The sequence below is a fragment of the Streptomyces sp. NPDC088785 genome (assembly GCF_044750685.1).
Classification (GTDB): Bacteria; Actinomycetota; Actinomycetes; order Streptomycetales; family Streptomycetaceae; genus Streptomyces.
Genome location: NZ_JBIVKH010000009.1, coordinates 1 through 15567, shown reverse-complemented (window position 1 = coordinate 15567; position 15567 = coordinate 1). Strand labels below are relative to the sequence as shown.

At 70.2% G+C, this 15567-nt stretch carries 14 protein-coding genes, 1 rRNA gene and 1 riboswitch; of the genes, 3 read left to right on the top strand and 12 right to left on the bottom strand.

Features of this window, described 5'->3' with window-relative positions; all coding sequences use genetic code 11:
• The first annotated feature begins 417 nt into the window (after positions 1 to 417).
• Both ACIP5K_RS23480 and ACIP5K_RS23475 read left to right on the top strand, forming a co-directional pair.
• On the top strand, positions 418 to 1008 hold the full coding sequence (locus ACIP5K_RS23480; RefSeq protein WP_401412322.1) for a hypothetical protein: 591 nt from the start codon (positions 418 to 420) through the stop codon (positions 1006 to 1008).
• Between the two features lie 354 nt (positions 1009 to 1362).
• Positions 1363 to 1560, top strand: a complete 198-nt coding sequence (locus tag ACIP5K_RS23475) for a DUF5999 family protein (RefSeq protein WP_401412760.1) — start codon at positions 1363 to 1365, stop codon at positions 1558 to 1560.
• Positions 1561 to 1633: 73 nt separating this feature from the next.
• On the opposite strand, the gene gcvP is transcribed toward ACIP5K_RS23475, so the two are convergent.
• On the bottom strand, positions 1634 to 4522 hold the full coding sequence (gene gcvP, locus ACIP5K_RS23470; protein WP_401412321.1) for an aminomethyl-transferring glycine dehydrogenase: 2889 nt from the start codon (positions 4520 to 4522) through the stop codon (positions 1634 to 1636).
• A 189-nt stretch (positions 4523 to 4711) separates the two neighbouring features.
• Positions 4712 to 4808: riboswitch (glycine riboswitch) on the bottom strand.
• A gap of 114 nt (positions 4809 to 4922) precedes the next feature.
• Between gcvP and ACIP5K_RS23465 the strand changes: the two genes are divergently transcribed.
• Entirely contained in the window at positions 4923 to 5300 is a 378-nt protein-coding gene (locus tag ACIP5K_RS23465) for a PRC-barrel domain-containing protein (RefSeq protein WP_401412319.1), read from the top strand.
• Positions 5301 to 5318: 18 nt separating this feature from the next.
• Here the strand turns inward: ACIP5K_RS23465 and ACIP5K_RS23460 are convergent, their stop codons facing one another.
• From ACIP5K_RS23460 to rrf, 11 genes are all read right to left on the bottom strand, one after another.
• Positions 5319 to 6704, bottom strand: coding sequence for a DNA polymerase IV (locus ACIP5K_RS23460; protein WP_401412318.1), 1386 nt, complete (start codon positions 6702 to 6704; stop codon positions 5319 to 5321).
• Positions 6705 to 6749: 45 nt separating this feature from the next.
• Positions 6750 to 7370, bottom strand: coding sequence for a MerR family transcriptional regulator (locus ACIP5K_RS23455; RefSeq protein WP_401412316.1), 621 nt, complete (start codon positions 7368 to 7370; stop codon positions 6750 to 6752).
• 204 nt (positions 7371 to 7574) lie between these two features.
• Positions 7575 to 8048, bottom strand: coding sequence for a bifunctional nuclease family protein (locus ACIP5K_RS23450; RefSeq protein WP_005475662.1), 474 nt, complete (start codon positions 8046 to 8048; stop codon positions 7575 to 7577).
• A gap of 86 nt (positions 8049 to 8134) precedes the next feature.
• Positions 8135 to 8869, bottom strand: a complete 735-nt coding sequence (locus ACIP5K_RS23445; protein WP_401412314.1) for a MerR family transcriptional regulator — start codon at positions 8867 to 8869, stop codon at positions 8135 to 8137.
• Between the two features lie 27 nt (positions 8870 to 8896).
• On the bottom strand, positions 8897 to 9841 hold the full coding sequence (locus ACIP5K_RS23440; RefSeq protein ID WP_401412757.1) for an FHA domain-containing protein: 945 nt from the start codon (positions 9839 to 9841) through the stop codon (positions 8897 to 8899).
• Between the two features lie 82 nt (positions 9842 to 9923).
• Positions 9924 to 10799 carry a DUF881 domain-containing protein gene (locus ACIP5K_RS23435; RefSeq protein WP_401412311.1) on the bottom strand — a complete coding sequence of 292 codons (876 nt, stop codon included), beginning with the start codon at positions 10797 to 10799 and terminating at the stop codon, positions 9924 to 9926.
• 5 nt (positions 10800 to 10804) lie between these two features.
• Positions 10805 to 11137, bottom strand: a complete 333-nt coding sequence (locus ACIP5K_RS23430) for a small basic family protein (protein ID WP_111663691.1) — start codon at positions 11135 to 11137, stop codon at positions 10805 to 10807.
• Positions 11134 to 12036, bottom strand: coding sequence for a DUF881 domain-containing protein (locus ACIP5K_RS23425; RefSeq protein ID WP_401412309.1), 903 nt, complete (start codon positions 12034 to 12036; stop codon positions 11134 to 11136). Before ACIP5K_RS23425 ends, ACIP5K_RS23430 begins: the two co-directional genes overlap by 4 nt.
• A gap of 87 nt (positions 12037 to 12123) precedes the next feature.
• The gene (locus ACIP5K_RS23420) at positions 12124 to 14619 is read right to left on the bottom strand and encodes a sugar phosphate nucleotidyltransferase (RefSeq protein ID WP_401412307.1); all 2496 of its coding nucleotides are present in this window, start codon (positions 14617 to 14619) and stop codon (positions 12124 to 12126) included.
• A 114-nt stretch (positions 14620 to 14733) separates the two neighbouring features.
• A complete protein-coding gene (locus tag ACIP5K_RS23415) occupies positions 14734 to 15342 on the bottom strand; it encodes a CDP-alcohol phosphatidyltransferase family protein (protein WP_401412305.1) in 609 nt (202 codons plus the stop codon).
• Positions 15343 to 15475: 133 nt separating this feature from the next.
• Positions 15476 to 15567 (bottom strand): 5S ribosomal RNA (gene rrf, locus ACIP5K_RS23410); the annotation flags it as partial.

The following is a 15567-nucleotide window of genomic DNA, read 5'->3' as shown; positions in this document are numbered from 1 at the left end:
TCCACGCAGTTACCCCGAGGCACATTCCTTAGGCATGCGGCCGTTCGCAGATTCATCGGGCAGGGGTCTGGTGAAAAACGCCGACGAGAACCGGCCGACCGCTCGACGGAAAGATACCGAGGTCACGAGCGGATCGCTCGCAGGAACCACGGGATATACCCGCAAAATATCTCGGAATCTCCGGCCGATTAAGCCCTTGCCGTTACCACGGGGTCTGGTAGCCGAAACATCGAGTGAACATACGTCGTATAAACTCCGCGACGAGACAGAGTATGGGCGCCCGTGGCCGATGCCCCCGCCCTCTCTGGCCCGCCCCGCACCTTCTGTGTACTCACGTGCCCCCAGCAGCAGACAGCGCCGTCCGCTCTCCCGCACCGCCCTCGCACCATGTGCCTGTCGAATGAGAGGCGACCCACCATGCCGCTGCATGTCCCTCCGGCTCCCGCGCCCGCCCTGCGCAGCGTTCTCACGGCCCTCGGTTCCCCCACCGCCGTCCGTGAGGCCCGTACCCCGTCACTGCGTGCCGCCCAGGGGCCCGCGAGCCCCGAACTGCCGCTTCCCGTCCATGTCCTGGACCGCATCGGCGAGACCACCGGTCCCTCGCACGCCCGGCTCACCGGCTGGCGCTTCCTGATCCGCTGCGGGGAGCGGGCGGTGGCCGCGGCCGACACCATGCTCACCCCCGACGGCTGGGCCTTCTCGCACTTCTTCGAGGGCCCCTACATCACGTCCACCGAGCACGCCCTGCGCCAGGCCGAGACCCTGCCCAAGCACTACCAGCCCCGGCTGCTCTCGGTGCCCGAGCTGTACATGCTCACCCTGTGGCTGCACGGGGACCACACCGCCGACCCGGCGACCGGTCATCCGGCGGCCGACGACATCCTCGTACCGCTCGCGCCGGCCCCGCCCGGCATCGCGGCCCACCGACCGCACCGCGTGGCCGAGTTGCTGCCGGTGCTCAGCCTGCGGCTGACGCCCGCGCGAGCCGCCACGACCCTGCTCGCCTGACCCGTGCGCGGACCTGTGCCCCGCGTCGCCGCCGTCCGGACGCGGGGCACAGTGCTGCCCACCCGCCCGCCCCGGGCGGACTAGCCCCATCCGGCCACCCCGAACCACCCGAAGGGACAGTGCCGTTGAGCTGAACCGTCCGCACGGGTGACGCGTCTCCAACCTGTGAGGACCGCTGCAACGAAATCCCTGCGGAACGACGCCCGCAGGGCAACACTGGGTTCCGACCAAAGGAAAACGGGGGCGGCCATGAACAAGCCTTCACGCCGCAGCACAGCGAGCACGACCAGCACGACCCGTGCGACCAGCACGGCCCTCCTCATCGAGACCACTACGCAGCGAAAGAACCCCTCCATGTGCCAGCACCAGTCACCGTGCCCGACAGCGGACTCCCCCGACCGGGAAGCCGCACTCCCAGTGGCCCACCACCCGGAGCAGGGCTGGAGCCTGCTGTGCAACGGCGTCCTCCTCTTCGAGGACACCGGTGAACTGCTGCCCAACGGCACGGTGATCGCCCCGCACCGCCCCCTGACGGTGGTGACGGCGGCCTAGAGCCGCACCAGGGGCGCGAGGGGGAACCGCGCGACCGGCCACCGACGACGGCCGGCCGCGCCGTTCTGCGGACTCACCCCTCGTAGGCGTCCATGGGCGGGCAGGAGCACACCAGGTTCCGGTCACCGAACGCCTGGTCGATCCGCCGCACCGGCGGCCAGTACTTGTCGGCGGCCGACACCCCGGCCGGGAAGACAGCCTCTTCCCGGCTGTACGCGTGCGCCCACTCCCCGCCGAGCATCCCGGCCGTGTGCGGAGCGTTCCGCAGCGGGTTGTCGTCGGCCGGCCACTCGCCCGTGGCGACCCGCTCGACCTCGCCGCGAATCGCGATCATCGCGTCGCAGAACCGGTCGAGCTCGATGAGGTCCTCGCTCTCGGTCGGCTCGATCATCAGCGTCCCGGCGACCGGGAACGACATGGTCGGCGCGTGGAACCCGTAGTCGATGAGCCGCTTGGCGATGTCGTCGACGCTGACCCCGGTGGCCTTGCTGATCGGCCGCAGGTCGATGATGCACTCGTGCGCGACGAGCCCGCCCGGGCCGGTGTACAGCACCGGGAAGTGCGGTTCGAGCCGCTTGGCGATGTAGTTCGCCGACAGCACCGCCACCTGGGTGGCGCGCTTCAGCCCCTCGCCGCCCATGAGCCGCACGTACGCCCAGGAGATCGGCAGGATCCCGGCGGAGCCCCACGGCGCGGCGGAGATCGGCCCGACGCCCGTCTCGGGACCGGCGCTCGGCTGCAACGGGTGGTTCGGCAGGTACGGCGCCAGGTGCGCCCGCACACCGACCGGCCCGACACCCGGGCCGCCGCCGCCGTGCGGGATGCAGAAGGTCTTGTGCAGGTTCAGGTGCGAGACGTCGCCGCCGAAGTGCCCCGGCTTGGCGAGCCCCACCAGCGCGTTGAGGTTGGCGCCGTCGACGTAGACCTGGCCGCCGGCGTCGTGCACGGCGGCGCAGATGTCCGCGACGTGCTCCTCGAACACCCCGTGCGTCGACGGGTACGTGATCATGAGCACGGCCAGCTGGTCCGCGTACTGCTCGATCTTGGCGCGCAGGTCCTCGACGTCGATCTCGCCGTCGTCGGCGGTCTTCACGACGACGACCTTCATGCCGGCCATGACGGCGCTGGCCGCGTTGGTGCCGTGCGCCGAGGACGGGATCAGGCAGACGGTGCGCTGGTCGTCGCCGTTGGCCCGGTGGTAGCCGCGGACGGCGAGCAGCCCGGCGAGTTCGCCCTGCGACCCGGCGTTCGGCTGGAGGGACACCTTGTCGTAGCCGGTGACCTCGGCGAGCCGCTCCTCCAGCTCACGGATGAGCGTGAGGTAGCCCTGGGCCTGCTCGGCGGGCGCGAAGGGGTGCAGCTGACCGAACTCGGGCCAGGTGACCGGCTCCATCTCGGTCGTGGCGTTGAGCTTCATCGTGCAGGAGCCGAGCGGGATCATGCCGCGGTCCAGCGCGTAGTCACGGTCGGCGAGCCGGCGCAGGTAGCGCAGCATCGCCGTCTCCGAGCGGTACTGGTGGAAGACCGGGTGGCTCAGGTACTCGTCGCCGCGCAGCAGGGCGTCCGGCAGCGCGTCCCCGGTCGCGGCGTCCAGCGCCTCGATGTCGGGGCGGTCGACGCCGAAGGCCTCCCACACGATGCCCAGCTGGGCCCGGGTGGTGGTCTCGTCGCAGGCGACCGAGACGTGGTCGGCGTCGACGAGCCGCAGGTTCACCCCGTTCTCCCGGGCCGCGCCCACCACGGCGGCGGCGCGCCCGGGCACCCGCACGGTCACCGTGTCGAAGTACGCCTCGTGGACGACCTCGGCGCCGCCCGCCGTGAGACCGGCGGCCAGCAGCGTGGCGTAGCGGTGGGTGCGCCCGGCGATGGACCGCAGTCCGTCGGGCCCGTGGTAGACGGCGTACATGCCGGCCATGACGGCGAGCAGCACCTGCGCGGTGCAGATGTTGCTGGTCGCCTTCTCGCGGCGGATGTGCTGCTCGCGCGTCTGGAGGGCGAGCCGGTACGCCTTGTTGCCGTCGGCGTCGACGGAGACGCCCACGAGCCGGCCCGGCAGCGAGCGGGCGAACTTCTCGCGGACGGCCATGTAGCCGGCGTGCGGCCCGCCGAAGCCCATCGGGACGCCGAACCGCTGCGTGGTGCCGATGGCGATGTCGGCACCCAGCTCGCCGGGCGAGGTCAGCAGGGTGAGGGCGAGCAGGTCGGCGGCGACGGTGACGACGGCGCCCAGTGCGTGCGCCTGGTCGACGACGGGCTTGATGTCCCGCACGGCGCCGGAGGCTCCCGGGTACTGCACGAGCACACCGACGACTCCGCGCTCGGCGACCTCGCTCGGGATCCCCGCGCTCAGGTCGGCGACGACGATCTCGACGCCGGTCGGCTCGGCCCGGGTCCGGATGACGGCCGTGGTCTGCGGCAGCGCGTCGGCGTCGACGACGTACACGCCGTTCTTGACCTTGCCGATGCGCCGGGACAGCGCCATGGCCTCGGCGGCGGCCGTGCCCTCGTCGAGCAGCGAGGCGCCGGAGGTGGGCAGCCCGGTCAGCTCGGCGACCATGGTCTGGAAGTTGAGCAGCGCCTCCAGGCGGCCCTGCGAGATCTCCGGCTGGTACGGCGTGTAGGCCGTGTAGCAGGAGGGGTTCTCCATGACGTTGCGCAGGATGACGGGCGGCGTGAAGGTCCCGTAGTAGCCGAGGCCGATCATGGAACCGAGGACCTGGTTGCGGTCGGCGAGCGAGCGCAGCTCGGCCAGCACCTCGGCCTCGGTGCGGGCCTCCGGCAGCTCCAGGGCGTCGGCGCTCCTGATCACGTCCGGCACCGCGGCCGCCGTCAGCTCGTCGAGCGAGCCGTAGCCGACCTGCGCGAGCATCTTGGCCCGAGCGGCGTCGTCGGGACCGATGTGACGCTGTTCGAAGGGGATTCCCTGCTCCAGCTGCGCGAGCGGAATGCGGTGGGCGGTCATGGGCGGAGGCCTCCTGGTCAGCACGACCTGCGAGGGGCACCAAGGCGCTGGTGCCCGGACGGCCTCCCCCTCTGTCATCTCAACCTGAGAGCTTCACCGGCCGCCCCGCCCGATCACGGAAGGGAGCACACCGGCTTTCACCGTCGGTGAGGGCGGGCACCGTGCACCCGCCCTGCTTTCCAGAGTGACCTCGTCCGTGCGGTACAGGGGCCTGAGAGATTCCGGGGAGGATTTGCTCCTTCGGCGTCCTCCGACGGCAGTCGGTGGACTCTCCCGCACGGGGTCAGCAGCCACTCGCCAGCGTACCAGCGGCGACTTGGCCGTCACCCTCGAGTGGCCACCTTCCTCAATGTGCTCTTTCGTAGTGCTTACAGACGAGTTGCGACCAGCTGGAGGGCCCGTGCAGACCGACATCGATCCGCGCAACCTGATCGGCCGCAAGGCACTCGACCGCAACGGGACGAAGATCGGCACCATCGACGAGGTGTACCTCGACGACGCCACGGGCGTTCCGGAGTGGGCGGCCATACGGACCGGCCTGTTCAGCCGGGACGCCTTCGTCCCCCTGGAGCCGAGCGATCTGGTCGACGGCACCCTGCGGGTCCCCTTCGACCGCTCCCTGATCAAGGACGCACCCGACTTCGGCGTGGGCCGCCACCTCTCCCCCGAGCAGGAACTCCAGCTGTACCACCACTACGGCCTGGACATCACCGCCCCCGCGGACCCGGACGTCGCCTTCGGCCGCATCGCGGGCTCCCCGGACCCCGACCCCACCTGAGCCCGGCGCGAAGCCCCCTCAGGTCCCGACGGGGACCTCCACCAGCGGCAGCGGCTCGGCGGCCTCCAGCGACGGATCGTCGACGGCGAACGTCCGCACCCGCCCCGGCACGACCGAGTAGGGCGTCTCGAACCGCACGGTGACCCGCCCGACCCCGCTCCCCTGCACCCAGCCGTGCCCGAACTCGGCGTGCCGCACGTCGTGCCCCGCCATCCAGCGCCGGGCGACGGCCTCCTCGGCGGCGCCCTCGGCCGGCCCCCCGCCCCCGGCGGTCTCGGGCTCGGCACGTGCCGCCGTCGCGGCCACCGCCTCCTCCTCCGCGGCCGCCGCGGCCGCGGCCTGCGCGAACAGGTCCTCCTGCGTGAAGTCGGCGAGCCCGGTCACCCCGACACCGAGCAGCCGCACGCCGCCCGTGGTGTCCACGCCCTCCAGGAGCCGGGCCGCCGCCTCCCGCACCACCCCCGGGTCGTCGGTCGGCCCGCGCAGCGTCTCGGACCGGGTCAGGGTCGAGAAGTCGTACCGCCGCACCTTGAGCACCACGGTCCGCCCCGAGCGCCCCGCGGCCCGCAGCCGCTCCACGCACCGGTCGGCGAGCCGCTGCACCTCCGTGCGGACCCGCACCCGGTCGTGGATGTCCACGTCGTACGTGTCCTCGACCGACACGGACTTGGAGTCCCGCTCGGCGACGACGGGCCGCTCGTCCCGGGCGAGCGCCATGGCGTACAGATGGCTGCCGTGGGACTTCCCCAGCATCCGCACCAGCTCGTCCTCGCCCGCCTCGGCGATCTCCTCGACGGTGTGGATCCCGGCCCGGCGCAGGTGGTCCCCGGTGGCCGGGCCGACGCCGGGCAGGATCCGTACGGACTTCGGCCCGAGCAGCTCGCGCTCGGTCCCCGGCGGTATCAGCAGCAGCCCGTCCGGCTTGGCCTCCTCGGAGGCGATCTTGGCCAGCATCTTGGACACGGCGAGGCCCACGGACCCGCTCAGTCCGGTCACCCTTCGGATGTCCTCGCGCAGACGCTGCCCCACGGCCTCCGCAGAGGACGCGTCCCAGGCCCTCTCACCGGCCTCCAGATCGACGAACGCCTCGTCGAGGCTCAGGGGCTCCACGAGCGGCGAAAGCTCCCGCAGGAGGGCCATCACCTGCTCGCTGACATCCCGGTACAGCCGGAACCTCGGCACGAGGTACGCCGCGTTCGGCGCGAGCCGCCGCGCCTGCCCCATCGGCATGGCGGAGTGCACCCCGAGCACGCGCGCCTCGTACGACGCGGTGGCCACGACCCCGCGCGGCCCGAGCCCGCCCACGACCACGGCCTTCCCGCGCAGGCTGGGCTTCGCCGCCTGCTCCGCGGAGGCGTAGAAGGCATCCATGTCGAGATGCAGAATCGTCGGTGCGGTCCTCACCCCTCCGATGCTGCCCTACGCCACTGACAACGCGGCCGCGCCACGTCACACGGCCCGGTTGCGCCGCCTCGCGAGTTCGTCCGCGGGGTTGGGCCTGACGACGCTCTCGCCGGTGTCCACGCGCTCCCCGTGCAGCTGGGACAGCGCGCCCTCCACGTCCCGCCAGACGACCCCCACGGCGATGCCGAAGATCCCCTGTCCGCCCTGGAGCAGATCGTGGACCTCGGCCGACGACGTGCACTCGTACACGGTGGCGCCGTCGCTCATCAGGGTCATGCGCTCCAGGTCCCGGAACCCCCGCTCCCGCAGGTGCTGCACCGCGGTCCGGATGTTCTGCAAAGAGACCCCCGTGTCCAGGAACCGCTTCACGACCTTCAGGACGACCACGTCCCGGAAGCTGTAGAGCCGCTGGGTGCCCGACCCGTAGGCGGGCCGCACACTGGGCTCGACCAGGCCGGTCCTGGCCCAGTAGTCGAGCTGCCGATAGGTGATGCCGGCCGCCGCGCACGCGGTCGGTCCCCGGTATCCGACCTGCTCGGACGTCGCGTCGCCGTCCGCCCCCGCCGCCACAGGCACCGCCTGCGGACGCTGCGGTGTGTGATCGGCCGCGCTGCCGTGAAACGAGTACGGACCGCCCGTCGCCGTACCGTCGCCGCTGCTTCTCACGCCGACCTCCTCTTATGACCTGCCTTCTCGACGGTAGGCAGTCACTGGGGGTGCGTCAACGAACGCCACACTCGCCACGCCGAGTGATAATCACCCTAAGAGTGGTTTCCCGTACCCCACCGCGGGGAAAGGCTAGCCGAATGTGCCGAGGCGGCCGCCACCAGGCGACCGCCTCCCGTCACGACACGCGGGCATATCCACCGGTCATTGACTGTTCGTCCCGAAATCCTCGGGCGAGATCTGGTCGAGGAACTCGCGGAACTTCTCCACCTCGTCCTCCTGCTCGTCCGGAATCGCGATCCCGGCGTCGTCCAGCACCCCGTCACTGCCGAAGATCGGCGTGCCGGTGCGCAACGCGAGCGCTATGGCGTCGGACGGGCGGGCGCTGACCTCCACGCCGCTCGCGAACACCAGCTCCGCGTAGAAGACGCCTTCCCGCAGGTCCGTGATGCGTACTTCCGTGAGTTCCTGCCCGACCGCCTCCAGCACGTCCTTGAACAGGTCGTGCGTCAGCGGACGCGCGGGGGCCATGCCCTGCTGTGCGAAGGCGATGGCCGTCGCCTCCCCCGGTCCGATCCAGATGGGGAGGTAGCGGTCGCCTCCCACTTCACGCAGGAGCACGATCGGCTGGTTGGAGGGCATTTCGACCCGGACACCTACGACGTCGAGCTCGTTCACACAGCAACCCTAGGACGTGCCCGGCAGGTTTGGGTAGTCGGGCATGCGCCGCATGCCGGGCCGGCGCCGCTCACCCGCCCCTGTGATCAGGGAAGACGCACCCCGAGAGCGGTCTGCACAAGGGCCGCGTGCAGCTTCACCGTGAGTCCCGCGAGCTCCGTGGCGCGCGCCTGCGCGAGCGTCCGGGTCTGCGGGTTGCGGTGCACCTTCAGGGGGGCGACGACGGAGTCCACCAGGCCCGCCTCACGGTCCGCGGCGGCCCGCATGACCCGCAGGTGGCGCGGCCCGATACCGAACCGGCCCAGCTCGCCGACCAGCTCGGCCACCAGCACCGACGAGGCGTCGTAGCCCCCGTCGGGCAGCGGGGCGATGAGCCCGTAGGACTCCCACTCGCCGAGCTCCGCCTCATCGATCCCGGCGGCGGCGAGCAGCTCGTCCCGCCCGACGCGCGCGGCGGTCGGGACGTCACCGCCCTCGTCCGCGGCCGCGTCGCCGGACCGGCCCGCGGCGGGCACGGTCAGCGGCTCGCCCCGCTCCAGGGCGTCGAGCTGCTCCTTGATGACCTTCAGCGGCAGGTAGTGGTCCCGCTGCATCCGCAGGACGTGGCCGAGTCGCTCGACGTCTTCCGGGCTGAACTTGCGGTAGCCCGAGGGCGTCCGCTGCGGCTCGATGAGACCCTCCGACTCCAGGAAGCGAATCTTGGAGATCGTGACTTCGGGGAACTCGTCGCGCAGCACGTTCAGCACGGTGCCGATGCTCATCAGCCGACTGTCCGCGGTGGCGGTGCCGCTGCCGGCACCACCCCTCGGTGTGTGAAGCATGGACCTTCCTGACGGTTCGCTGGTGGGTCAGATACCTCGCTGGGTCGCCGCGTAGAAGACCAGCCGGTATTTGCCGATCTGCACCTCGTCGCCGTTGTTCAGCGTCACCGAGTCGATGCGCTCACGGTTCACGTACGTGCCGTTGAGGCTGCCGACGTCGGACACGGTGAACGAGCCGTCCTGGAGACGACGGAACTCCACGTGGCGGCGCGAGACGGTCACGTCGTCCAGGAAGATGTCGCTCTGCGGGTGACGGCCCGCCGTGGTCAGCTCGCCGTCGAGGAGGAAGCGGCTGCCCGAGTTCGGGCCGCGCCGCACCACCAGGAGCGCCGAGCCGAGCGGCAGCGCGTCCACCGCGGCCTGCGCCTCGGGCGACAGGGTCGGGAGCTGCGTCTGGCCGGTGGCCTCGGGGTCGTACGACTCGAGACCGGAGATGGAGATCGTGGAGGTGGTCTCCGACGGCCCCTCCGCCGCCACGCCGCCCCGCAACGGCGCACCGCAGTTGGAGCAGAACCGGCTGTTCTCGCCGTTCCGGTTCCCGCACCTCTGACACACCAGAGCAGACATGGACGGATCCTCCTGCCGCGGCTGCCCCGCGGGGGCTTGGGACGCGTACGGGCCAGGGCCAAACCCTCCACCCGAGCTTGAGGGCGACGGTTCTCCGAAACCTATGCGGCCGGAACCGGCAGGGTCAACAGACGACGCGCCCTGTCCGCCCGAATTGTCTCCACCGACCTGGTCCCGGAACAGCGGGCGCTCGCCCACCTGCGTCTCCGGCACGTCTCCCTGGCGCGACGCACGGTGACGACCATCCTCACGTGCGCTCTTGCCGAACAACTTCGCAAACAACTTCACGGGCGATTCCCCTTGACCGAAACAGACCCGCCCGTGGGGCAGGACGAACCCTGACTGCACACATCGGCGTACATCACGAACACGGACATCCTCACAACGTCCGTATCCGCCAAACAGTTTCCACCACGCACCCCGCCTACGGTGCGCCGACCCCCCGCAACCTCATGCCCTCGCACTACATCCCCCATGCACGCGTGCCTCACTGCGAGGACGACCGAGCGTAATCAGGCTGTCGCGCCGCTCGCAAGGCATCCACGACGATCTTCTCCGAACGGCTCACGTCCACGGTGGCCTGCTCCTTCTCCAGCGTCTGCACGACACCTCCGGGGATGTTGAGGGCCGGTTCGAGGTCCTGCGGCTTGCCGATGACCTTGAAGGTGTACGGCTGAGTGATCTTGTGTCCATCGACGCTGACCCCCTTACCTCCGGTTCCGTCCGTCAGGTACGTGTTGGCCACCACGCGTACCCCGTTCACCTGGATCGCCTCGGCGCCCGCGGCCCGCAGTTCCTGGATCGCGTCGAGCAGCATGTCGGCCTCGACGGCGCCCTTCGGGTCCCTGACGGTCATCGTGATCCCCGGGCCCTGGGCCGCGACGGTGCCCGCCAGAATGCCGAGTTGGCGCTCCTTCTCGACCGTCTGCCTGCGGGCCTCCTCGGCCTGGTCCGAGCTGTTCTCCAGCTCGGTGCGCTGGTCCTCCAGGCCCTGCTTCTCATCTTCCAGACGCTGAGTGCGGTCGTCGAGTTCATCGAGGATGCGCACGAGGTCCTCCTGGCGGGCGCCGCGCAGCGCGCTGTTGTCGCTGTTGGACCGCACCTGGATGGCGAGTCCGAGGCCCAGGACGAACAAGAGCACGGCCACGATGAGTTGGGCGCGTGACACGCGCGGCGGCCACAGCCCCTTCGCCAGCCGCTGACGCCCGGTCAGCTGCGGCTCGCCCGCCGGCTCCGGCCGGGGCTCCTGCGGCGCGGCCGCCCGGACCTCCGCCGGCAGCTCTTTGCGCAGCCCGTGCGCGGGCGCGGCGGCCCGCGGCGTCTCGCGGGGCTCGGGGCCCTGCGGAGTCCCGTCCGGGTTCATCGGCCTCACGCCCGGAAGACGTGCCGCCGGATGGCGGCGGCGTTGGAGAAGATCCGGATGCCGAGCACGACGACGACACCGGTCGACAGCTGCGCGCCCACGCCCAGCTTGTCGCCCAGGAAGACGATGAGCGCGGCCACGACGACGTTCGACAGGAACGACACGACGAACACCTTGTCGTCGAAGATGCCGTCCAGCATGGCGCGCAGCCCGCCGAACACCGCGTCGAGCGCAGCGACGACGGCGATCGGAAGGTAAGGCTCCACCACCGCCGGAACCTCGGGACGGATGAACAACCCGACCACGACTCCCACGACGAGGCCCAGTACGGCGATCACGATGTGCCCTTCTGCTCTGCTCTCGGCTGTGCTGTACGTACGATCACGCTGGGCGCGGCGGGGATCTTGACGTCGTCCTGCGTCGAAATGCTGTTCCGGATCCCGAAGTTCTCCGTCAGGGCGTGCAGGTACAACCCGTCGGAGCTGTTCTGGAACCGGGTGCTCAGCCGCTGTCCGTCCCCCACCGCGAGCACCGTGTACGGCGGCACCAGCGGTTTGTTGTCGACCAGTATCGCGTCACCGGCGGCCCGGATGGCGGACAGGGCGGTGAGCCGCTGTCCGTTGACGCTGACCGCTTCGGCGCCGGACTCCCACAGGCCGTTGACGACGCGCTGCATGTCGCGGTCGCGCACCCGTCCCGTGTCGGAGAAGTCGGCGCTCTCGCGCGGTCCGCCCGTCCCGCTCTGGGCCGACTTGGCGTCGTCGACGACGAGTTTGACGCCCGGTCCGTGCACGGCGAGCGCCCCGGACAGCATCCCCACCAACTCGCCCTGCTCGCCACCGTGTTTCCGCAGTGCCTCGCGCTGCTTGGCGCCCACGTCGGTACGGAGCGAGTCGACCTGGCCCTCCAGCTTGTCGGCGGAGTCGCTCTCCCGGTCGATGCGGTCGATCAGCTCGTCGCGTTCCTTGGCCACGACCGGCGCCGCGATCCGGGCCTGCGCGGCCCCGACAGTGACGACCAGCGCGGCCAGCACCAGGCCGGCAGCGAGTCCCAGCTTCGCCCGCAGCGTCTTCGGCAGCCCGCTCTGCCCCGCGGCCCGCTTGCGGGCCGCGGCCTCCGCGTACCCGTCGTCCAGGCTGTGGTCCATCACGTTGGTCAGCAGCGACATGGACGCATCGGGGCGCGTGAGGCGCTTGGGGCTGCTCCGAACGGGGTGCTGCTGCGGCATGCCGCACATCGTCGCACGTCGGGCCCGCTACCTCCGAATGGCCCCACGGACGGGCCGGTCACCGCCCTGCTGGGGGGTGACCGGCCCGTCGCCGGCTCAGCGGCCGGCGCTGTCCACGACGGCCGTCCACTCGTCGAGGAGCTGCTGCGCGGAGGCGTCGTCGGGGCCCTCCGCCCACAGGTGGGTGACGGCCTCGGCCGGGTCGGGCAGCACCATGACCCAGCGTCCGTCGGCCTCCACGACCCGTACGCCGTCGGTGGTGTCCACGGAGCGGTCACCGGCCTCTTCGACGACCCGCCGCATGACGAGTCCCTTGACGGCCCACGGTGTCGCGAGGTCCCGCTTGAGGACGTGCGCCCGCGGGATCCGCGCGTCGATCTGGCTCAGGGTGAGCTGGGTCCGCGCGACCAGTCCGAGGAGCCGGACGAACGCGGCGGTGCCGTCGAACACGCTGCTGAACTCGGGCACGATGAATCCGCCGCGCCCGTCGCCGCCGAAGATGGTCCCGTCGTCGCGTCCCACGCGTGTGAGGTCGTCGGGCGACGTCGTCGTCCACTCCACCTGCGTCCCGTGGTACGCGGCGACCTGCTCCGCGATCCGGGTGGTGGTGACGGGCAGCGCGACCCGTCCGCTGCGGCGGTCGGCGGCCACGAGGTCGAGCATCACCAGCAGTGCCCGGTCGTCCTCGACGATCCGCCCCTTCTCGTCGACGAGCGACAGCCGCTCACCGACCGGGTCGAACCGGACGCCGAAGTCGGCCCGCGCCGACGCGACGATCTCTCCGAGCCGGACCAGCCCCGACCGCCGGGCGTCGGCGGTCTCCGTGGGCCGCGACTCGTCGAGCCCCGGGTTGATGGTCAGCGAGTCGACACCGAGCCGCCCCAGCAGGCTCGGCAGCACCAGGCCGGCGCTGCCGTTGGAGGCGTCGACGACGACCTTGAGGCCCGCGTCGGCGATCCCCTTGGTGTCGACGTTCCTGAGCAGCGATCCGGTGTACGAGTCGAAGACGCTGGAGGGGAAGTGCAGGTCCCCGATCTCGCCGGGGAACGCCCGGCGGTACTCCTGGCGGGCGTACACGCGGTCGAGCTTGCGCTGGCTGCCCTGCGAGAGGTCGGCGCCGCGCTCGTCGAAGAACATGATGTCGACGGAGTCCGGCACCCCGGGCGTCGTCCGGATCATGATTCCGCCGGCGCTGCCCCGGGCCGTCTGCTGGCGCGCCACGGGCAGCGGCACGTTCTCCAGGTCCCGTACGTCGATGGCGCTGGCCTGCAAGGCGGAGATGACCGCCCGCTTGAGCGCTCGGGCGCCGCGGGAGTGGTCTCGGGCGGTGGTGACGGTGGACCCCTTCTTCAGGGTCGTCGCGTAGGCCCCCGCGAGCCGTACCGCCAGCTCGGGCGTGATCTCGACGTTGAGGATGCCGGAGACGCCGCGGGCCCCGAACAGATGGGCCTGTCCGCGGGACTCCCAGATCACCGACGTGTTGACGAAGGCACCGGCTTCGATCGTCTTGAACGGGTAGACCCGCACATTGCCCTGGATGATCGATTCCTCGCCGACGAGGCATTCGTCGCCGATGACGGCGCCGTCCTCGATCCGGGCGGCGCGCATGATGTCGGTGTTCTTGCCGACGACGCAGCCGCGCAGATTGCTGTGCTGGCCGATGTACACGTTGTCGTGGACGACGGCCTTGTGGAGGAAGGCCCCGCTCTTCACGACGACGTTGGAGCCGACGACGGTGTGTTCGCGGATCTCCACATCGGCTTCGACCTTGGCGTAGTCGCCGATGTAGAGGGGTCCGCGCAGTACGGCGTCGGGGTGCACCTCGGCTCCCTCGGCGACCCAAACCCCCGGAGAGATCTCGAAGCCGTCGAGTTCGACGTCGACCTTTCCTTCGAGCACGTCAGCCTGGGCCTTCACGTAGCTCTCGTGGGTACCGACGTCCTCCCAGTACCCCTCGGCCACGTACCCGTAGACCGGCTTGCCCTCCTTCATCAGCTGCGGGAAGACGTCACCGGACCAGTCGACGGGCACGTCCGCTTCGACGTAGTTGAAGACCTCGGGCTCCATCACGTAGATGCCCGTGTTCACGGTGTCGGAGAAGACCTGACCCCAGGTCGGCTTCTCCAGGAACCGCTCGACCTTTCCCTCTTCATCGACGATGGTGATGCCGAATTCGAGAGGGTTGGGCACGCGCGTCAGGCATACGGTGACGAGCGCGCCCTTTTCCTTGTGGAAATTGATGAGCTCGGTGAGGTCGAAATCGGTCAGAGCGTCACCGGAGATCACGAGGAAGGCGTCGTCCTTCAGCGCCTCCTCCGCGTTCTTCACGCTGCCGGCGGTGCCGAGTGGCTTCTCCTCGTTGGCATAGGTGAGCTCCATTCCGAGCTCCTCGCCATCGCCGAAATAGTTCTTGACGAGTGACGCCAGGAACTGGACGGTGACTACGGTTTCGCTGAGCCCATGCCGCTTGAGCAACCTGAGCACGTGCTCCATGATCGGGCGGTTGGCCACGGGCAGGAGCGGCTTGGGCATACTCGAGGTCATGGGGCGAAGGCGTGTGCCTTCGCCTCCGGCCATCACGACGGCCTTCATGTCGGAAGCGTCCTCCTCTAAGAGACGACGGTCCAGCCGACTGTGCTCGTCAAGTATCGCCCATCACCATGAGGAGCGGGAGCGACCTGGCCTCACCTACGCGCAGTGGCGAGCTCAATCGGCTGCGGCGTCCGCTTTGACAACTCGGCGGACTTGGACCACATAGAGGATCCCTGCCCACCAATACAGGGTTGTACCCCATCCGGCGAACGCCCATCCGAAAATAGCAGCGAGTTCATGGATCCAGCCACTTCCGTCACTGAGCAGCAAGAGCGGGAAGGCATACATCAGGTTGAAGGTGGCCGCCTTGCCGAGGAAGTTCACCTGGGGCGGCGGATAGCCGTGCCGCCGGAGGATCCCCACCATCACCAGAAGGACCAGTTCCCGCGCCACCAGTGCAGCCGTCAACCAGATGGGGAGAATCTCGCGCCAGGTCAGCCCGACCAGGGTGGATAGAATGTAGAGCCGGTCCGCGGCGGGGTCGAGCAGCCGGCCGAGGCTGCTGATCTGATTCCAGCGACGTGCGAGCTTCCCGTCGAGATAGTCGCTGATACCGCTCAGCGCGAGGACGAGCAGCGCCCATCCGTCGCTCTTCGGCCCGCCGAACTCCGGCCTGAGGATCAGCCACAGGAACAGGGGTACGCCGACGAGCCTCGCCATGCTGAGGATGTTGGGGATGGTGAGGACCCGGTCTGTCTGGACACGGGTCTCCTGGACCTCCACCCGGGGGCCTCCTGGGTCATTAAGCCAACGATGCCCCCTGACTTTACCCTCAGCCCTGCCCGGCGGACGCGAGGGGCCCCCTGGAACGCAGAAAACCCCCGCGCCGATGGCACGGGGGTTTTCTCCAAATTTTGTTCGGCGGCGTCCTACTCTCCCACAGGGTCCCCCCTGCAGTACCATCGGCGCTGTAAGGCTTAGCTTCCGGGTTCGGAATGTAACCGGGCG